Consider the following 19,820-nt stretch of genomic DNA (forward strand, 5'->3'; position numbering starts at 1 on the left):
AGTGGCACGTATTAAGACGAGCCAGAAAGGGAGAAAGGAAATGCCATTATTAGACAGCTTCACCGTCGATCATACTCGTATGAATGCGCCTGCAGTGCGTGTTGCGAAGACCATGCAAACCCCAAAAGGCGATACCATTACGGTATTTGATTTGCGTTTTACTCTGCCAAACAAAGATATTTTGTCTGAGCGCGGTATTCACACTCTGGAGCATCTGTACGCGGGTTTTATGCGTGCTCACCTTAATGGAAGCCAAGTTGAGATCATCGATATTTCTCCTATGGGCTGCCGTACTGGCTTCTATATGAGTTTGATCGGTGCTCCAACTGAGCAGCAAGTGGCACAAGCTTGGTTAGCGGCAATGCAAGATGTGTTGAAAGTGGAAAGCCAAGATAAGATCCCAGAGCTAAACGAATACCAGTGCGGTACAGCAGCGATGCATTCTCTGGAAGAAGCCAAAGCGATTGCGCAGAAAGTGATTGCGGCAGGTATTTCAGTTAACCGTAATGACGACTTGGCACTGCCTGAGTCAATGCTGAATGAGCTCAAGGTTCACTAAGTTCATATTCGCAAATCTCGATGATAAACAACTAAAAGGCCCGAACAGAAGTTCGGGCCTTTGTTTTTCATCACTCTCGGAAAATTGGCCGGCAGTTAAATCAAACAAGTTTTACTTTTTTGGGGTAAACCTTCACCAACTTAATTCGGTTTTCTTCCAGCTCTAAGATCTCCATCTTGTGCTGTGCTACTTTCACGCTCAGGTGGCTGGCCGGGATCTCTTCAAGGTGCTCCAAGATTAAACCGTTCAGTGTTCTAGGACCATCGGTGGGCAATTTCCATTTCAGGCTCTTGTTGATATCACGAATATTGGCACTTCCTTCAATCAAGAAGCTACCATCACTTTGTGGAGTTATTTCGTCGGCCAAGCTCGGTGACATGGAAGTCGTAAATTCACCGACAATCTCTTCCAATATATCTTCCAACGTAGTTAGACCGATGATTTCGCCATACTCATCTACGATCAAACCAATTCGTTCCTTATTACGTTGGAATTTAAGAAGCTGAACGTTGAGTGGAGTACCTTCAGGGATAAAGTAGATCTCATCTGCAGCACGCAGCAGCATTTCTTTATTAAAGTCGTTCTTCTCAAGCATAAAGCGCGAAGCTTCACGCAAACGCAGGATCCCCACCACTTCATCGATTTTGTCACGGTACAACACCACACGTCCGTGCGGTGAGTGAGCTAACTGACGAGTGATAGATTTCCAATCATCGTTGATGTTGATCCCGGTGATCTCATTACGTGGGATCATGATGTCGTTCACCGTGACATGCTCAAGATCGAGGATCGACAGCAGCATATCTTGGTGACGGCGAGGGATAAGGCCGCCAGCCTCATTCACCACAGTACGCAACTCTTCTGAACTTAAATGGTCACCTTTGCCATGCTTGGGTGAAATACCAAGTATGCGGATCAAACCATTAGTGATGAAATTGACGAACAAAACTAAAGGCGAGAGCACTTTCATTAAAATGGTCAGGAGAATGCTGCTCGCGTATGAAACTCGCTCTGGATAAAGTGCGGCCAAAGTTTTGGGTGTCACTTCTGCAAAGACCAAAATGACAAGAGTTAACGCACCTGTTGCGATGGCGACCCCTAGATCACCATACAAACGCATCCCAATAATGGTCGCAATAGCGGAAGCAAGGATGTTGACGAGGTTGTTACCAATCAGGATTAAGCCAATCAAACGATCTGGACGATCCAGTAGCTTCTCAACTCGTTTTGCACCTTTATGGCCACTGTTGGCTAAATGCTTTAAGCGGTAACGGTTAAGAGCCATCATGCCGGTTTCAGAACCGGAGAAATAGGCAGAAATAACAATGAGACACGCGAGTAGCGCAAATAAGATACCCGTTGATATGTCGTCCAAAACGCGAATTTTCCTTATGACAGTTTTCTAATTAAAGGCCGAACTGATCCACAGTGTCAAATGACGGCTCTGTGAATCTGGCTCAACGCAGAATGATTTCTCGAACAAAGCGGCTACCGAAGTAAGCCAAGGTAAGTAAAGTGGCACCGGCGACAGCAAACCAAGTCACTTTTTTGCCACGCCAACCTTTATGGTAGTGACCCCAAAGTAAAATGGAATACACGATCCAAGCCACAAAGGAGAGGATAGCTTTGTGTGCTTTGCCTTGGGCAAACATATCTTGAACAAAGACAAAACCGCTGACTAATGTGCCTGTGAGCAGTAAGTTTCCAATCAAAATAATCTTGAATAGCTGACGTTCAACCATCAAAAGTGGTGGCAAGTTAGGATTGATTGAAAAGACTTTTTTGCTCTTTAGCTTATAGTCGAGCCAAGCCAATTGAAGCGCATACAAGGCACCGATGCTCAAGGTAGAGTAAGAGAATAGTGCTAAAGAAATATGCAAGAGCAGCTTAGGGTCATTCTCTAAGTGGGTAATGAAGGTGCCCGGTAGAAAAGTGGCCGCAGAAAGGTTGATCGCGGAAAAGCTGTAGGCAACAGGTAACAGGAACCATAACCGAGTTTTGAACATGGACAAGCTCATCACGAAAGAGATGATGAAACTGATCAGAGAAGCCACATTAAGGATGCTCAGATTCTGTCCGCCACTGTGCAGAATCAAATCACTCAGTAGCCAACCATGAAAAAGCAGCGCTATCGCAGCACTGATAAACACAGTTTTTGCTCGGATCCCGGTTTGATTGACAAGCCCGGGTACGATAGTCGCAATCGACAAGAGATATAACATCGCCGCGGCAATCGCGATTAAGTTGTCCATACCTGCCACATAGATAAGGGTTAAGTGGGCGAATTATACCTTGCTCTCGATTAATGGGCTACTTTGGATCGACTCCGTTTTTGAGAGCTAGGAATACAAAAAGCGTTTCATTTCGACTTTCGTGAATGCCAGCAATGAGCAACGGGTATGCCTGTCCGTTTGTCTAAGGTATACTCACGCCAATTTATCGCCGCTTAGCGAAGAGAAAAAAGATGTTTGAGAATTTAACCGATCGATTGTCCAAAACGCTGAAGAATATCAGCGGCAAAGGTCGTCTTACTGAAGACAACATTAAAGATACCCTGCGCGAAGTGCGCATGGCGCTGTTAGAGGCGGATGTTGCCCTGCCTGTAGTACGTGATTTTGTGAATCGCGTTAAAGAAGGTGCCGTTGGTGTTGAAGTTTCTAAATCTCTGACTCCGGGGCAAGAGTTCATTAAAATTGTCCGTCAGCAACTAGAAGCCGTGATGGGCGAATCCAACGAAGCGCTGAATCTGGCTGCGCAGCCACCCGCTGTTATTTTGATGGCAGGTTTGCAAGGTGCGGGTAAAACCACTTCGGTTGGTAAACTCTCTAAGCTCTTAAAAGAGCGTGATAAGAAAAAAGTGCTGGTGGTTTCTGCGGACGTTTACCGTCCGGCGGCGATCAAGCAGTTGGAAACGTTGGCTAATGATTTAGGCGTCGATTTCTTTCCATCAACACCTGACCAAAAGCCTATTGATATCGCTAATGCAGCGATTGATCACGCCAAGAAGAAATTCTACGACGTACTGATTGTCGATACTGCAGGTCGTTTGGCGATCGATGAACAGATGATGGCCGAAATTCAGGCGCTGCATAAAGCGATCACTCCGGTCGAAACCCTGTTTGTTGTTGATGCAATGACTGGCCAAGATGCAGCCAATACGGCGAAAGCGTTTGGTGATGCACTGCCACTAACGGGTGTCATTCTGACGAAAGTGGATGGTGATGCGCGTGGTGGTGCGGCACTGTCCGTTCGTCATATCACTGGCAAACCGATCAAATTTCTTGGTGTTGGTGAGAAAACCGATGCTTTAGAACCGTTCCATCCTGATCGTATTGCTTCACGTATTCTCGGAATGGGTGATGTACTGTCGCTGATCGAAGATTTACAGCGTAACGTCGATCAAGAGAAAGCAGAGAAACTGGCGAAAAAATTCAAAGAGAAGAAAGGCTTTGATTTAGAAGATTTTCGTGAGCAGTTAGGTCAGATGAAAAACATGGGTGGCATGATGGGTATGCTCGACAAACTGCCCGGTATGTCTCAGCTACCAGCTGATATGAAAGATAAAGTCGATGATCGTGTCTTCAAACAAATGGAAGCCATCATCAACTCTATGACCATGAAAGAGCGTCAAAACCCTGATCTCATTAAAGGCTCTCGTAAAAAGCGTATTGCCGCAGGTTCCGGCACCCAAGTGCAGGATGTAAACCGCCTGCTGAAACAATTTACCCAAATGCAGAAGATGATGAAGAAAATGCAACAGGGTGGCATGAAAGGTATGATGCGTAATATGCAAGGCCTAATGGGTGGCGGTGGCCGTGGTGGTTTTGGCGGTGGTTTCTTTGGCCGCTAACGGGCGAACACTTGAACATCTTAATGATAAGTTAACTTTTCAATCTGTTAGCTGAATCACGGTAATTTCTAGCGCTTTTTGCTGGTGAAAAAGTAGCTAAACCCCTTGCAAAGCCTCGGAATAAGAGTAAAATTCCGGGGCTTTATTTTGGCACGAGACCCCAAACTGTTTTTGCGAAATAATTTTTGCAAGGTAGTTTTCGGGGTTAATTTTATTTTTGAAAAGCAAAGAGGACGACATGGTAACCATTCGTTTGGCACGTCACGGCGCGAAAAAGCGTCCATTCTATCAAATCGTTGTAGCTGACAGCCGCAACTCAGCAACTGGCCGTTTCATCGAGAAAGTAGGTTTCTTTAACCCTACAGCTACTGGTCAAGAAGAAGGCCTGCGTCTGGACCTAGATCGCGTGAACCATTGGGTTTCACAAGGCGCATCTCTGTCTGATCGCGTAGCACAGCTAGTTAAAACCGCTCAAAAAGCGGCTTAATTATTACTGTTAAGTAGTAACTAGTTTATGTCGATGAAAGGTAAAGAAACGATGAGCAAGCAAAACGAAAAATTGGTTGTGGGAAAATTAGGTTCTTCTTACGGCATTCGTGGCTGGCTTAAAGTTTTTTCCTACACAGACAATCCAGAAAGTATTTTTGATTACAGCCCTTGGTTCATTGAACAAAAGGGTGAGTGGGTGGAATACAAAGTAGAAGGCTGGAAACGCCACAACAAAGGTTGGGTAGTGAAACTTCAAGGGCTTGACGTTCGTGAAGATGCACACCTGCTGACTAACTTTGAAATTGCCATTGACCCCGAATCACTACCAGAATTGTCAGAAGATGAATTCTACTGGCGTGAATTGTTTGGTATGCAAGTGGTGACCACTAGCGGCTACGACCTTGGCGTTGTAACCGACATGATGGAAACTGGCTCCAACGATGTTCTCGTGGTGAAAGCGAATCTGAAAGATGCTTTCGGCCAAAAGGAACGGTTAATTCCGTTTCTTGAAGAGCAAGTGATCAAAGTTGTTGATCGCCAAGCTCAACGGATCGAAGTTGACTGGGATCCTGCGTTTTAACTCTTAAAATCGAATAAGCGAGGAAACATGTGGGTTGGCATAGTTAGCCTATTTCCTGAAATGTTCCGCAGCGTTACCGATTTTGGAGTAACAGGTCAGGCGGTTAAAAAAGGGTTGTTGTCAGTTGAAGCATGGAATCCACGTGATTTCGCTCATGACAAACGTCGCACTGTTGATGATAAACCCTACGGTGGCGGTCCCGGCATGTTGATGATGGTGCAACCTTTGCGCGATGCCATCCATGCTGCGAAACAAGCGTCACCGGGAAAGACGAAAGTGATTTACCTCTCTCCGCAAGGTCGAAAACTCGACCAACAAGGTGTGGAAGAGCTAGCCCAAAACCAGAATCTGATTCTGATTTGTGGCCGCTATGAAGGGGTAGATGAGCGCATTATTGAATCTGAGGTTGACGAAGAATGGTCAATTGGAGATTTCGTAATGACGGGTGGGGAACTCCCAGCCATGACGCTGATTGATTCTGTCTCGCGGTTTATTCCGGGAGTATTAGGGGATTTCGCGTCAGCAGAAGAAGACTCTTTTGCAAATGGTTTGTTGGATTGTCCGCACTACACGCGTCCTGAAGTATTGGATGGAAAAGAGGTACCAACGGTACTGAAATCCGGCAATCATGAGGACATTCGTCGTTGGCGACTCAAGCAGTCGCTTGGCCGTACCTGGCTTAGAAGACCGGAGCTCCTGGAAAACCTAGCTCTGACTGACGAACAGGAACAATTACTGACCGAGTACATTAAAGAGACTCACCATCAGTAACCTATTAAATTTAGTATCAGTTTATTCTAGGAATTTAGACAATGAGTAACATCATCAAGGCTCTAGAACAAGAGCAAATGAAACAAGACCTGCCTCAATTTGCACCAGGCGACACTGTTGTGGTTCAAGTTAAGGTAAAAGAAGGTGACCGTGAGCGTCTACAGGCTTTCGAAGGCATCGTAATCGCAATCCGTAACCGTGGTCTGCACTCAGCATTCACCGTTCGTAAAATCTCTAACGGCGAAGGTGTTGAGCGTACGTTCCAAACTCACTCTCCAGTAGTTGATAGCATCGAAGTTAAGCGTCGCGGTGCAGTACGTCGTGCCAAACTGTACTACCTGCGTGACCTATCTGGTAAAGCTGCTCGTATCAAAGAGAAGCTGGCTAAGAAGTAATGCTAGAACTCTCGTTCTCGTAGTAAAAAGCGGAGCCCAAGGGCTCCGCTTTTTTGTGTCCATTTTTTGTATTCTTTCATCGCTATAAACCGCGTTATAGCAAATGCTACACAGTTACTCGCGACTATCTTCCCCGATGGTTACTGGTAGAACAATCTCTTCGCCTTTACGCAGTAAGGTGAAATCGACCACGGTGCCGGGGCGTAGGTCAGTGACGGTATCGGTCACATTTTGGCGGCCATTCACTTTCTTGCCATCAATTTTCAGCAAAATATCTTGTTCTAGGAAGCCCGCTCGTGCCGCGGGACCATTTGGGTCAACACCTAAAACAATGATCCCTCCAACATGCTCGTTACCCAGTAGGCGTGAGGTCATAGAATTAATATCTTGGCCATCAACACCGATATAGCCGCGAATCACGCGTCCATCTGCGATGATTTTGGCCATAATTTTACTGGCGAGTGAATACGGAATAGCAAATGAAATACCATAGGTTTCGAGATCGGTGGCTTGCTGGAAAGAAGCGGTATTGATACCGACGAGTTCACCTTGAGTGTTAACCAAGGCACCACCAGAATTACCGTCATTGATCGCCGCATCGGTTTGAATGAAGGCTTGACGACCGTCTGCACTGATCGATGAGCGACCTGTCGCCGAAATAATGCCGAAAGTGGTGGTTTGTCCTAAGTTATATGGATTGCCGATGGCCAATACCACATCGCCGACCTTAGGGTGGTAATCAGGATTGAGTGGAATGATGGGTAAGCCGGTGCCTTCTACTCTTAATATTGCAATATCAGTACGTCGATCTTTCCCCACTAATTGAGCCGCCGCTGCCCGCCCATCTTGCAGAGCAACTACAATTTGATCGGCTTGGGCAACCACGTGGTAGTTAGTGATGATATACCCTTTTTCACTGACAATAACGCCTGAGCCTAAGCCTTGAACAGACAGTTTCCGACGATCATTCTCGCTGTATTTACGGTTGTAAATATTAACAACCGCAGGTGCAGCTCTACGCACCGCTTCATTAAATGATATCTGCAATGCACCGATATTATTGGGTTGAGAATCGGCAACTGGAAGTAATTTTGCGCGTAGTGAGGGAGTCAGCAGAATGATAACAACCGCGGCTAACAGCCCGAGGCTGATTGAGCGAACCCAAAATTTCAGCATACTTTCCCCAACTCAATATTGAATTAATTCCTCACTTCGAGTGGGAGAGAATAACACCGGAACGGTATTTAGCCAAAGTGGCATCTCAGGTGTTATTTATAACTTTTTGAGAGATTAGTTGAATTTACGCGGTTTGATTGTGACTGATGGAATGAGTGTTGCTGCCAAATAGGCAGCAACACTGGATAAGTGATTAACGAACGACAAGATAAATCGTGCGATCACCGCGTTGGATGTTTAATGCCAAAATATTAGGTGTTTTTTCCATAATCGCGCGAAGTTCAGCAAGGTTTTTCACGCGTTTGCGGTTAACACCAATGATGATGTCGTCTTTCTGCAGTTGGTAAGATTCAGCAGCCGAGCCTTTTTGTACCTCTGTTACCTTAACCCCTTGAATACGATCACTGTCAGTCGTGTTGCTCAACTCTGCACCACTAAGACCTTGATGTAGGGATTCGGCTTTGGTTTTTGCATTTTGCTGTTCGCCAAGAGTGACATCAAAATTCTTGTTTTGCCCATCACGAAGCACGCCAAGCGTGATAGTTTTGCCCGCTCCGAGTGTGGCGACTTTTGCACGCAGCTCAGCAAACGTATCCACTTTTTTTCCATTGAGTGAGGTGATGATATCACCCGCTTTGATGCCTGCTTTATCCGCAGCACTATCTGGAACCACTTGGCTGACAAAAGCCCCTTTGGAAGATTCGTAACCCAGAGCATCGGCAAGCTCAGAAGTGATCTCTCCTCCTTGGACTCCAAGCATTCCGCGTTTTACTTCGCCAAATTCCAGAATCTGGTCAGCAAGGTTTTTCATCATATTGGAGGGGATTGCAAAACCAATCCCGACGTTGCCGCCATTAGGGCCTAGAATCGCAGTGTTGATACCAATTAATTCGCCATTCAGATTGACTAATGCGCCACCTGAGTTGCCGCTATTGATTGCAGCGTCGGTTTGAATGAAGTTTTCGAAGTTTTCGATGTTAAGTCCACTGCGCCCCAATGCGGAGACGATCCCGGAAGTGACGGTTTGCCCCAAACCAAATGGGTTACCGATTGCAACCGCAAAGTCACCGACACGCAAAGTGTCAGAATCAGCAATTTTAATTTCTGTGAGGTTTTTTGCTTTGTTGAGTTTTAACAACGCCACATCAGACATCTCATCCCCACCGACGAGCTCGGCATCAATCTCTCTCCCATCGTGCAGCTTGACGCGAATTTTTTCTGCACCATTAATCACATGGTAGTTAGTAACAACATAACCTTTATCTGCATTAATAATCACCCCAGATCCAAGTCCTCTGAAAGGGCGCTCTTGGATTTGTTCGGTTGGAAAATCAGGGCCGAAGAAAAAACGAAACTGGTCTGGAAGGCGTTGCCTTGAAACCTGTGTACCTTCAACAGCAATGCTCACAACCGATGGGGTTACTTTTTCGAGCATAGGTGCAAGGCTTGGAACTTGTTCTCCATTCACGGAGAGTGGGATGGCTGCGGTTGCAGGTAAAGGCGCGAGAATAGAGCTCAAACTTAGTGACAGAGCAGTTAAAACAAGCAAAGGTTTTTTCATCATAAACTCCTCAACAAATTAACGTCTGGTTGAAGTAGAACATATGTCCATTTAAAAAAACTTCAACTGACAGTCTGCGAGTTATGACTCAAAAACCTTTGCAAAGTTCACCGCATTACGGTGCAAATTAATTAGCTGGCTTTGGCATTAACCAAATCAGCAGATCGGATGATAGCTTTTTCTTCACCACGTAAAAGCCCGGTAGCTCCGGTAGCATAATCTTTAGGTGGCTGTTCTAGCATCTCTTCCGGTTTGTTTTCTTCCTCTTTTTGCTGAGCAATTTTGCTGATAAACGGGTTATCTTGCTCAGGTAGGTTAGGAATTAGATCGGTGGCCGTTTTAGCCATGTGTTGATAGAGTTTGGTGTAATCTTTTCCTAGGGTATCGAGCATTTCGGCTGTCTGGGCAAAGTGGTCAGACAGTTCTTGACGCTGTTGCTCTAGGGTAAATTTGGCGCTTTCGAGTTCTTTCTGCAGATTCTTCTGTGTCTTGTATTGAGGGGTAGTCAAACGAGCAATCAGCATCCCGACAACAATCCCCACTAGCAATCCAGCAATGGCATAGATCCAAGGCATAACAGCTCCTTATTGTTGTTATTTAACATGTTTTTTACCCATCGGTTACACATGTACGGGGGACATGTTACTATGAGAGTCAGGTTGGATAAAGCAAAATGCATACACGTGATTTTGCGTTTATGGCTCTCATTGTAACTGTAGTAGACCAGTATGACACCGAAGCAGCGATACGAAAAAGATTTACAACGCACTGATTTTTATAGCGATGAAGCACAGGCGCGTGCCGTAGAGGCATTGGATAATCTGTACCACCAGTGGATAGAGTATCTAAACCAGCCAGTGGTACGACCTTCTGTGTGGCAGAAATTATTGGGTAAGAAAACACACGTTTCTCAGCCTCCCAAAGGGCTCTATATGGTGGGGGGGGGTTGGGCGAGGAAAAACCTACCTGATGGACACTTTTTTTGAAGCATTACCGACTGAGAAAAAGCTGCGGGTTCATTTTCATCGTTTCATGTATCGAGTTCATGATGAGTTACGCACGTTATCTGATGTAAGTGATCCCTTGGAAATCGTTGCTGATCGCTTCTGTGCCGAAGCCAATATTATCTGCTTTGATGAGTTCTTTGTTTCGGATATTACGGATGCGATGATCTTAGGGACTTTGTTTGAAGCTCTATTTAGACGAGGCGTAGTGTTGGTTGCGACCTCCAATATTCCCCCCAAAGATCTGTACCGTAATGGGTTACAGCGAGCTCGCTTTTTACCCGCGATTGCCTTGGTGGAAACCCACTGCCACGTATTGAATGTCGATAGCGGGGTTGATTACCGCTTACGGACATTGCAGCAAGCCGAAATCTATCATTACCCTCTTGATGCACAAGCGACTGAAAATCTCCAGCGTTATTTCCAACAGTTGATCAGCTCGGATCAACAGCCTGAGAACCAAATAGAAGTAAATCATCGTCTTGTGCCCGTGAACGCCGCCTGTGATGGTGTGTTGTATGCGACCTTTGCTCAGCTATGCCAAACGGCCCGTAGCCAGAATGACTACATTGAATTGTCGAAGATTTATCACACAGTGCTTTTAGCTGATGTGAAACAGATGGATAAAAGTAACGATGATGCAGCAAGGCGGTTCATCGCGTTGGTAGATGAATTTTATGAGCGGCATGTAAAATTAATTATTTCAGCCGAAGTCAGCATGGCAGAGTTATATTTGCAGGGTTTGCTAGAGTTCGAGTTTAAACGTTGCCAATCAAGACTTGTTGAGATGCAAAGCCATGAATATTTGGCGAAACAACATTTAGCTTAACGGTGCAAACAAGGTATCAACAAGAGGTGGGATTTTTTTATCTTTTTCTTCAAAAAAAGGTGATTTTTTCTGCGCCCTTCTCTATAATCCTGCGACCCACCGTTACTGCAGGTCCTTTGTGACCGAGAGTGCCACCCACTCGAAGGGGTGATGACTGGGCTCTTAGACAGTGGGAGCGAAAGCTCCTTGAAGTGTAAATTTAAATTAACGGGTTATTATTAGCATGAAAACTTTCGTTGCTAAACCAGAAACTGTAAAACGCGACTGGTACGTTGTAGACGCTGAAGGTAAAACTCTTGGCCGTCTAGCAAGTGAAATTGCATCTCGCCTACGTGGCAAACACAAAGCTGAATACACTCCACACGTTGACACTGGTGATTACATCATCGTTGTTAACGCGGAGAAAGTTACTGTTACAGGTAACAAGGCTAAGAACAAAATGTACCACCGTCACTCTGAGTTCCCAGGTGGCCTGAAGTCATTCAGCTTCGAGAAGCTGATTGAGCGTAAGCCAGAAATGGTACTTGAGTTAGCGGTTAAAGGTATGTTGCCAAAAGGTCCTCTAGGCCGTGCTATGTACCGTAAGCTAAAAGTTTACGCTGGCGCTGAGCACAACCATGCTGCTCAACAACCAAAAGTACTGGACATCTAATCGGGGATTTCGGAAATGGCAGAGAATCAATACTACGGCACTGGCCGTCGCAAAAGCTCAGCTGCTCGTGTTTTTATTAAACCAGGCAGCGGCAACATCGTAATCAACAAGCGTAGCCTTGAAGAGTACTTCGGTCGTCCAACTTCTTGTATGGTTGTTAAACAACCTCTAGAACTGGTTGACATGGTAGAAAAACTGGATCTGTACATCACTGTTAAAGGTGGTGGTATTTCTGGTCAAGCAGGTGCTATCCGTCACGGTATCACTCGCGCTCTGATGGAATACGATGAGTCTCTACGTCCTGTTCTACGTGCTGCTGGCTACGTTACTCGTGACGCTCGTCGCGTTGAACGTAAGAAAGTGGGTCTACGTAAAGCACGTCGTCGTCCACAGTTCTCTAAGCGTTAATTTTCCTTTTTGGAAAAATGCGCTCCAGTGTTACTGGATGTGGTTCAAAAACCCGGCTTTTCAGCCGGGTTTTTTACATTCTAAAATCAAGAAACAAACCCCCGTACCATTATCCTTTCTATACGCCATAAATAACTTGTTCCTTTTGTGATGTCGCGAGCGATTTGAATTGACAAATGTTACAGAAAGGTAGCTTTATCTTGTCAAAAAGTAGGGTTTTATTTATCATTTGCTATCAAATAAATACAAAATAAACTCGTGTTTGTTAGCCTTGCTCTTTAAACGGAATATGCAGGATCCATAAGGAGCAAATGGGAGAATGTCTGGATGAGTAATGCGCCTCTAAATCAAGGTCGCAGACGATTTCTTACTGCCACAACTGCAGTTGTGGGTGGTTTAGGAGCTGTCGCGGTCGCTGTACCTTTTATTAAATCATGGAATCCTAGTGCTAAAGCGAAAGCTGCTGGAGCCCCCGTCGAGGTTGATGTCAGCAAACTCGAAGAGGGGCAAATGGTTCGTGTTGAATGGCGAGGCAAGCTGTATGGGTTGTACGCCGAGCACAATCAGTAGTGGATGGTCTTAAGGAGCATGATAACCAACTTCGTGATCCAAACTCTGATGAAGAACAACAGCCTAACTATGCACAAAATGGCTATCGTTCTATTAAGCCTGAATATTTTATTGCCGTCGGTATCTGTACTCACCTTGGGTGCTCTCCAACTTATCTTCCTGACTCTTTCAGTGAGCAAGTTCAAGGGGTGAAATCCGGCTTCTTCTGTCCATGTCATGGTTCTAAGTTTGATATGGCTGGCCGTGTATTCCAAGGCGTTCCAGCTCCACTTAACTTGGTAATTCCGAAACATATGTATCTCACTGATACCAAAATTGTCATCGGTCTCGATGAGACAGGGGAGGCATAATGCAAGCTCTACTTGACTGGGTAGAAAAACGCCTACCTGCAATGAATGCGTATAAAAAGCACCTTTCTGAGTATCCGATGCCAAAGAATTTTAACTTTTGGTATCTGTTTGGCTCACTTGCTATGTTGGTGCTGGTTAACCAAATCCTGACCGGTATTTGGCTAACGATGAACTACGTTCCTTCTGGTGAAGGCGCATTTGCCTCTATTGAATACATCATGCGTGATGTTGAGTATGGTTGGTTGCTGCGTTATATGCACTCAACCGGTGCATCTGCATTTTTCGTGGTGGTTTACCTACACATGTTCCGTGGTTTGATTTACGGCTCATATCAGAAACCTCGTGAGTTGCTGTGGCTTTTCGGTATGTTGATTTTCCTCGTGCTGATGGCTGAAGCTTTTATGGGGTACTTGCTACCTTGGGGACAAATGTCTTACTGGGGTGCACAGGTAATCATTTCGCTGTTCGGTGCAATTCCTGTTATCGGCGATGATTTAACTCTATGGATTCGTGGTGACTACGTTATTTCTGGCGCAACATTGAACCGTTTCTTTGCGTTGCACGTAATTGCATTGCCAATTGTGTTATTGCTGCTGATTGTATTGCATGTTTTGGCACTGCATGAAGTTGGCTCAAACAACCCAGACGGTATTGATACTAAACTACCGAAAGGGTCTATGGGTGAAGGCTATGAGACTCAGTTCAAGTTTCATGGTTACTACACCAAAAAATACGACATTATCGACTCTATCCCATTCCATCCTTATGGAACGGTTAAAGACTTAGTGGGTGTGGCGGGCTTCTTGTTCTTATTCTGTTATGTATTGTTCTTCAATCCAGAAATGGGTGGATATTTCCTTGAGCCGCCCAACTTTGAAGCTGCTAACCCACTGAAAACACCTGCTCATATTGCTCCTGTTTGGTATTTCACACCGTTTTACGCGATCTTGCGTGCGGTTCCAGATAAGTTACTAGGTGTTATTGCGATGGGGGCGTCAATTGTCGTTCTGTTCCTATTGCCTTGGTTAGATCGTTGTAAAGTACGTTCTTATCGTTATCGTAGTAAGTTGCATCTCATTAACATTGCACAATTTACCGTTTGTTTCATTGCATTAGGTGTACTGGGTGCTTTACCAGCAACATCAACATATACCTTACTGGCTCGAATCTTTAGTTTGGGTTACTTCATGTTCTTTGTGCTGCTTTTCATCTACAGCAAAAATGAAGCGACCAAGCCATTACCAACAAGGGTGACATACAAATGAAAAAATGGATTGTAGTTTTGTTTGCTATGCTGCCATCACTGGCTATGGCGGCTGGTGCTAATGTGCATTTAGATAAAGCGAATAACGATTTAACGGATCAAGCATCACTGCAAAATGGTGCTAAGTTATTCATGAACTACTGCTTTGGCTGTCATTCTACGCAGTATCAACGCTATGAACGAGTGGCTAACGATCTCGGTATTCCAGTTGACCTGATGAAGGAAAACCTGATTTTCAATCCTGAAACCAAAGTTGGTGAATTGATGGAGAATGCGATTCCGGATAAATCATCTGCGAAATGGTTTGGGGCTCCACCGCCAGATTTAACTCTGGTGGCTCGTGTACGTGGAACGGACTGGTTATACACCTATTTGCGTTCTTTCTACACAGATCCATCACGTCCATTCGGTGTGAACAACATTGTGTTCCCAAGTGTTGGTATGCCACATGTATTGGAAGAGCTTCAAGGTACACCAGAACCTATCTATGAAACTAAAGTTATCGATGGTGTTGAGGTTCAACATGTTGTTGGCGTTAAGTCGCGTGGTAACGGTGAATTGAGTGAAGGTGAGTACAATCAAGCCGTACGTGACTTGGTTAACTTTCTTGAATATTCAGGTGAGCCGATGAAGCTTGAGCGTCAAAGCTTAGGCTGGTGGACCATGGCCTTCCTAGTCATTTTCACTATTGTGGTAGTAGCGCTTAAGAAAGAGTATTGGCGTGATGTGCACTAATTGTGCTATTATGCTGCGCTAATTCCCGATTGTTAACTCATCAGTGGAGGCTTTAGCCTCCATTGATTTTTTGTACCCGTATATGTACTGGAGGGCTCCATGGCTGTAGCTGCCAACAAACGTTCTGTGATGACTCTGTTTTCAAGTGCATCTGACATGTATAGCCATCAGGTTCGCATTGTGCTAGCTGAAAAAGGCGTCAGTTTTGAAGTAGAGTTGGTTGATGAAAACAACCTTCCAGCGGAACTGATTGAGCTGAATCCTTATAAAACGGTTCCTACATTGGTTGATCGTGAGCTTGCTCTGTATGACTCAAAGATCATCATGGAATACTTGGACGAGCGTTTCCCTCATCCGCCACTGATGCCAGTTTACCCAGTTGCGCGTGGTAATAGCCGTTTGATGATCTACCGTATCGAAAGAAACTGGTATTCATTGGCGGAAAAAGTGGTTAATGGCTCACCTGAAGTTGCTGAAAATGCGCGTAATAAACTGCGTAATGACTTGCTGACTCTTGGTCCTGTTTTTGCTGAGTTTGAATACTTTATGAGTGAAGAGTTCAGCTTGATCGACTGCTATTTAGCACCATTACTGTGGCGTTTACCAGTTCTTGGTATTGATTTAATTGGTCCAGGATCTAAAGAGCTAAAAGTGTATATGAACCGTGTATTTGAACGTGATTCATTCCTTGCTTCTCTTACAGAAGCAGAACGCGAGATGCGTCTGGCTCGTTAATGGATGCCGGAATGGATATTGGTCAAATGACACCACGCCGACCTTATTTGCTACGTGCATTTTATGATTGGCTGTTGGAAAACGAACTTACACCACACCTAGTGGTTGATGCAACGCTGCCAGGAGTGAAAGTACCGCTTGAATACGTTCAAGATGGTCAAATCATTCTTAATGTGGCACCGCGTGCGGTTGGGCACTTAGAACTGGGCAATGAAGAAGTCACTTTCAATGCTCGTTTTGGTGGTCGCCCTCATTTGGTTATTGTGCCGATTTATGCTGTTCAGGCGATTTATGCCCGTGAAAACGGTGCAGGCACCATGTTTGAACCAGAGCCAGCTTATCTTGATACGATGGAGTTTTCTGAAGAATTAGATTTAGAGGAACCTCTAGTTGAGCTGGAGAATGGTTCAGATGATGAGCATTCTGATGAGGAAGCACCAGCGTCTCGCCCGAAAGGTAGACCAAGTTTGCGAGTAGTTAAGTAAGCACGTTTTTATAATGCAAAAAAGGCAGCGTTCATCGCTGCCTTTTTCATAATATGTTAATGAACAAGTTATTGAGCGTACTCAAAGGCTTTTACTACTTGTTTTACCCCAATGATGTTTCTTGCTACATCAATTGCGATATCCGCGTGCTCTGCTGAAACATAGCCAAACAAGTAGACAACACGATCTTCTGTTACAACCTTAATTTTTATCCCATTAAGTTCCGACTTCGTCAGTAATGCGGATTTCACTTTAGTTGTGATCCAACTGTCATTGCTGATTTCTCCCACAGAAAGCGGTGCTTTGATCTGTACTTGGTTATGCAGCTCTTTCACACCTTTTAGTTGGCGAGCTTGGGAGATGAACTGTTCTAAAATCGCTTCGTTACGTGATTGACCCAGTAAGACGACCGTTCCTCGATAAGAAACTGCAGAAATACGGGTATCTTTGCGGTAGGGCTCTTTATTGGCAAGACCCGCCACTTCCAATTCCACATTATTATCTTGCCAGATTTCTTGGGTACTGCGCGGATCGATGACAATATTGGCAGTCGTTGCTGCACCAGCGATAAAAAGTCCTGCACATCCACTCAAGGTGACTAGCAAGCCAGAAAGGATAAGAAGTCTAATACTTTTCATGATCACTCTTCATGGGCTGGGAATAACACTTGGTCAATCAAATCACACAGGCAGTGCAGTGTCACCATGTGAACTTCATGAATGCGAGCTGTGCGGTGTGATGGAATGCGAATTTCCACATCATTTTCGCCAAGCAAACCTGCCATCTCACCACCATCTTTGCCTGTCAGTGCAATGATTGTCATATCACGGGTTACGGCAGCTTCCATCGCTTTAATAATATTTTTGCTGTTGCCGCTGGTGGATATAGCCAGCAAGATATCTCCAGGTTGCCCAAATGCTCGTACCTGCTTGGAGAAAATCTCCTGATAGTGGTAGTCGTTAGCGACAGCGGTTAGAGTGGTGTTGTCTGCAGTGAGAGCCATACCGGGTAGGCTTGGACGTTCAGTTTCAAAGCGGTTAAGAAGGCAAGACACAAATTGTTGCGCATTGACTGATGACCCACCATTACCACAGCAGAGAATTTTGTGGCCGTTGAGCAGGCTAGCGACCATTGCTTGTGCTGCGTGCATAATAGCATCTGGTAGTGCTTCGGCAGCGGCGATCTGAATTTGAATGCTTTCGGTAAAACTGTCTTTAATGCTATCGAGCATCGTTTATCCTTCAGTAATAGCGTTTTTTAACCATTCGATATGCTGCCCTTGCTGGTGTATGGCAACTACATCAAAGCGAAAATCCGCACTGTGACTATTAATCTTGTTGGCGAGCATCCAACAATTTGCTGCTTTGATCAAGCGAGCTCGTTTACTTGGGGTCACAGTTTCTGCTGCATGACCATAGCTTGTACTGGCTCGGTATCGTACTTCTACAAATACTAGTGTTGAACCATCGCGCATGACTAAATCTAATTCGCCAAGGCGATAGTTTACATTTTGAGTAACGAGTGAAAGCCCTTGGCGGCAAAGATAATCCGCCGCCATTTGTTCATAGTGATTGCCTTGATGTCGAGAGTTAGCGAACACCATGCTCCGCCCAACTGATTTCACGTTGAACCACACATTGGTCATCAATGCTTAACACACCAGTTTGACCGTCAATCGTATAACCTTCGACGATTTTCATTTGTGGAAGTTCAACCATCAACTGATAAGCATCCATACCAAGAGCTTGTAAACGGCGTTCTGCATTTGAGCTTTCGGGCCAGATTTGAGCCATTTGCTGTTTGATGCTTGGTGTTGGGTGAACAAGCAGAGGAATATCACTGTAAGTTACGCCAGACAAATCTTCGTACTGACGGCCACCAGTGTTACTGTTGGAGTTAGAAAACAGCTTAGGTGGACGGGTATCTGGATTAATAGCCACTTCGATAAAAGGTTTGATCAGAGTCAGTTCGGAACTGTTAGCAACAATATAAACCGCATCAATATCACGGCGACTACGTGGCTGGCTTTCTAACCCCATACCTACCAGTGATTCCATCTGCGCGATGTTTTGCTGGCTATCTTGCAAGCCGAAAATAGAGTTGATGTTGCGTTGTAATTGGCGTTTGTCACCAAACAAATTTACCGCAACTTTATTCTTGCTAAAGCGACGCCATTCTTCATTAAACGCTTCAACCACACGCTCACCATAGCTGTTTTGCGGTGCAAGGATTAGTGGATAACGGTAGCCTTGGCTGAACAAATGTTTTGCTGCTTGAGCGACTTCTTGTTCTGGTGATAAAGCGAGATAACAAGTGCCAGCTGCCGTATCAATTTGATCTGGGATGTTGAGTGCCAATGTTGGGAGCGTTTGCCCACGACTTTGTTGGAACTGCTGCAATTTTTCGATGTTGCCTTTGATGAGTGGTCCTACGACAAAATCGATTTGCTTGTTGGTCAGGATAGCATCAACAGATTCAAGCGTTTCTGCATTGGTATCAATGATAGTCAGCGTTGCTTCTGGTTGACGATCTGCATCGTTCATCATCGCAAACACAAATCCATCACGAATAAATTGTGCTTGTTTCGCAAATTTACCCGTTAACGGCAATAACAAGGCAGTGTTGGTCGGTTTTACAATTTCTAAAGCCAGAATATCTGAGATGGCTTTCGGGGTATAAATGGCAGCAGGATGCTGAGGATTTTCAGCCAACCATTTTTCTAGGGTGTTTTTCAACTGTGGCAGATCGCTACCTAGTGTTTTCATGTAGATCGCAAGCTGTAACCAACCATCCAGTTGTACTTCATCGGGTTCAGCAGACAGCTTGATAATTTTACTGGCTGAATAGTGATTCAGATTAGCCAGATCTGATCTGCCAAAGCTTCCTGCTCTTTAGTGGAAGTCATGTCATACAGTGCAATCAGCTCTCGGGTTGAATCGAAAGAGCGATCAAGCGCGGTAAAAATGTCGGCGCGTAACTGGTGATATTGTTGCCATTGAACCTGTGGCAATGACCAGTTGGCTTGGAAACTAAGTTGATCGAGTGCTTCTTGATACTGCTCTGCATTAACCAGCAATTGAGCGCGCAAGAGTTGCCACTGTGCCTGTTGAGTCGGTGTTAGTGGCTGCTTGGCAAGGCGCATGATCAGGAGTTGAGCTTGATCTGGATTGTTTTCTTCAATGGCCGCTTTCAGAGCCATGATCAACCAATCATTTTGCTGAGTGCCTTGGCTTGCGTCGGCACGCATCAAGTAAGTTTGCGCTGTGAGCAGCGGCTGAGCGGTAATATCGACCATATCCGGAGAAGAAGGTTGGGTCGAACAGGCCGATAACACGATTGATAATGCAATCGGAGTGAGTAAGCGTGGTACACTGCGTCGCTGATGGTGGTTCATAGCCATGAGTTCT

General features: G+C 45.1%; 20 protein-coding genes and 3 pseudogenes. 14 read left to right on the forward strand and 9 right to left on the reverse strand.

Translation table 11 applies throughout. The annotated features are described in order from the left end of the window. Nucleotides 1-40 precede the first annotated feature (40 nt). Complete coding sequence (gene luxS, locus D908_RS03065; RefSeq protein WP_001130224.1) at nt 41-559, forward strand: S-ribosylhomocysteine lyase; 519 nt, start codon at nt 41-43, stop codon at nt 557-559. Between the two features lie 100 nt (nt 560-659). On the opposite strand, the gene D908_RS03060 is transcribed toward luxS, so the two are convergent. After that, nucleotides 660-1,934: an HlyC/CorC family transporter gene (locus D908_RS03060; RefSeq protein WP_000340995.1), complete on the reverse strand. Its 1,275-nt coding sequence runs from the start codon at nt 1,932-1,934 to the stop codon at nt 660-662. A gap of 82 nt (nt 1,935-2,016) precedes the next feature. Beyond that, a complete protein-coding gene (locus D908_RS03055; protein WP_005526832.1) occupies nt 2,017-2,811 on the reverse strand; it encodes a cytochrome C assembly family protein in 795 nt (264 codons plus the stop codon). A 212-nt stretch (nt 2,812-3,023) separates the two neighbouring features. Between D908_RS03055 and ffh the strand changes: the two genes are divergently transcribed. The 5 genes from ffh to rplS all read left to right on the forward strand — a co-directional run bounded on the left by ffh (nt 3,024) and on the right by rplS (nt 6,644). Then, complete coding sequence (gene ffh, locus D908_RS03050; protein WP_000462723.1) at nt 3,024-4,409, forward strand: signal recognition particle protein; 1,386 nt, start codon at nt 3,024-3,026, stop codon at nt 4,407-4,409. Nucleotides 4,410-4,647: 238 nt separating this feature from the next. Next, a complete protein-coding gene (gene rpsP, locus D908_RS03045) occupies nt 4,648-4,896 on the forward strand; it encodes a 30S ribosomal protein S16 (RefSeq protein ID WP_000256449.1) in 249 nt (82 codons plus the stop codon). A 27-nt stretch (nt 4,897-4,923) separates the two neighbouring features. Continuing rightward, a complete protein-coding gene (rimM, locus tag D908_RS03040; protein WP_000061902.1) occupies nt 4,924-5,478 on the forward strand; it encodes a ribosome maturation factor RimM in 555 nt (184 codons plus the stop codon). Between the two features lie 27 nt (nt 5,479-5,505). Further along, complete coding sequence (trmD, locus tag D908_RS03035; protein ID WP_005526837.1) at nt 5,506-6,249, forward strand: tRNA (guanosine(37)-N1)-methyltransferase TrmD; 744 nt, start codon at nt 5,506-5,508, stop codon at nt 6,247-6,249. Nucleotides 6,250-6,290: 41 nt separating this feature from the next. Beyond that, nucleotides 6,291-6,644, forward strand: coding sequence for a 50S ribosomal protein L19 (gene rplS, locus D908_RS03030; protein ID WP_000065250.1), 354 nt, complete (start codon nt 6,291-6,293; stop codon nt 6,642-6,644). Nucleotides 6,645-6,758: 114 nt separating this feature from the next. Here rplS and degS read toward each other — a convergent pair whose 3' ends face one another. The 3 genes from degS to zapG form a co-directional block, all read right to left on the reverse strand. After that, on the reverse strand, nt 6,759-7,820 hold the full coding sequence (gene degS, locus D908_RS03025; protein ID WP_000911608.1) for an outer membrane-stress sensor serine endopeptidase DegS: 1,062 nt from the start codon (nt 7,818-7,820) through the stop codon (nt 6,759-6,761). Nucleotides 7,821-8,013: 193 nt separating this feature from the next. Further along, the gene (locus D908_RS03020) at nt 8,014-9,381 is read right to left on the reverse strand and encodes a DegQ family serine endoprotease (protein WP_000743140.1); all 1,368 of its coding nucleotides are present in this window, start codon (nt 9,379-9,381) and stop codon (nt 8,014-8,016) included. A 131-nt stretch (nt 9,382-9,512) separates the two neighbouring features. After that, entirely contained in the window at nt 9,513-9,956 is a 444-nt protein-coding gene (gene zapG, locus D908_RS03015; RefSeq protein WP_001145866.1) for a Z-ring associated protein ZapG, read from the reverse strand. 153 nt (nt 9,957-10,109) lie between these two features. On the opposite strand from zapG, the pseudogene zapE reads away from it, so the two are divergent. From zapE to sspB, 8 genes and pseudogenes are all read left to right on the forward strand, one after another. Beyond that, nucleotides 10,110-11,214: pseudogene (gene zapE / locus D908_RS0119890) on the forward strand (cell division protein ZapE). A gap of 223 nt (nt 11,215-11,437) precedes the next feature. Beyond that, complete coding sequence (gene rplM / locus D908_RS03010; RefSeq protein WP_000847599.1) at nt 11,438-11,866, forward strand: 50S ribosomal protein L13; 429 nt, start codon at nt 11,438-11,440, stop codon at nt 11,864-11,866. A gap of 15 nt (nt 11,867-11,881) precedes the next feature. Next, a complete protein-coding gene (gene rpsI / locus D908_RS03005; RefSeq protein ID WP_000829823.1) occupies nt 11,882-12,274 on the forward strand; it encodes a 30S ribosomal protein S9 in 393 nt (130 codons plus the stop codon). 327 nt (nt 12,275-12,601) lie between these two features. Next, nucleotides 12,602-13,194 (forward strand): annotated as a pseudogene (petA, locus tag D908_RS0119900) (ubiquinol-cytochrome c reductase iron-sulfur subunit). Continuing rightward, entirely contained in the window at nt 13,194-14,459 is a 1,266-nt protein-coding gene (locus D908_RS03000; RefSeq protein ID WP_005526842.1) for a cytochrome b, read from the forward strand. Before petA ends, D908_RS03000 begins: the two are co-directional and overlap by 1 nt. Then, a complete protein-coding gene (locus tag D908_RS02995; RefSeq protein WP_005526845.1) occupies nt 14,456-15,193 on the forward strand; it encodes a cytochrome c1 in 738 nt (245 codons plus the stop codon). Before D908_RS03000 ends, D908_RS02995 begins: the two co-directional genes overlap by 4 nt. 99 nt (nt 15,194-15,292) lie before the next feature. After that, entirely contained in the window at nt 15,293-15,928 is a 636-nt protein-coding gene (sspA, locus tag D908_RS02990; RefSeq protein WP_000257304.1) for a stringent starvation protein SspA, read from the forward strand. 11 nt (nt 15,929-15,939) lie between these two features. Next, nucleotides 15,940-16,413, forward strand: coding sequence for a ClpXP protease specificity-enhancing factor (gene sspB, locus D908_RS02985; protein ID WP_000351078.1), 474 nt, complete (start codon nt 15,940-15,942; stop codon nt 16,411-16,413). 68 nt (nt 16,414-16,481) lie between these two features. Here the strand turns inward: sspB and D908_RS02980 are convergent, their stop codons facing one another. From D908_RS02980 to D908_RS0119905, 4 genes and pseudogenes are all read right to left on the reverse strand, one after another. Further along, nucleotides 16,482-17,051, reverse strand: coding sequence for a BON domain-containing protein (locus tag D908_RS02980; protein WP_000836324.1), 570 nt, complete (start codon nt 17,049-17,051; stop codon nt 16,482-16,484). 2 nt (nt 17,052-17,053) lie between these two features. Then, nucleotides 17,054-17,644 carry a phosphoheptose isomerase gene (locus tag D908_RS02975; RefSeq protein WP_000887295.1) on the reverse strand — a complete coding sequence of 197 codons (591 nt, stop codon included), beginning with the start codon at nt 17,642-17,644 and terminating at the stop codon, nt 17,054-17,056. Between the two features lie 3 nt (nt 17,645-17,647). After that, a complete protein-coding gene (locus D908_RS02970) occupies nt 17,648-18,016 on the reverse strand; it encodes a YraN family protein (RefSeq protein ID WP_005526851.1) in 369 nt (122 codons plus the stop codon). Next, a pseudogene (locus D908_RS0119905) lies at nt 18,003-19,807 on the reverse strand (penicillin-binding protein activator). Before D908_RS0119905 ends, D908_RS02970 begins: the two are co-directional and overlap by 14 nt. Nucleotides 19,808-19,820: the final 13 nt, after the last annotated feature.

This window comes from Vibrio mimicus CAIM 602, assembly GCF_000338875.1.
Classification (GTDB): Bacteria; Pseudomonadota; Gammaproteobacteria; order Enterobacterales; family Vibrionaceae; genus Vibrio; species Vibrio mimicus.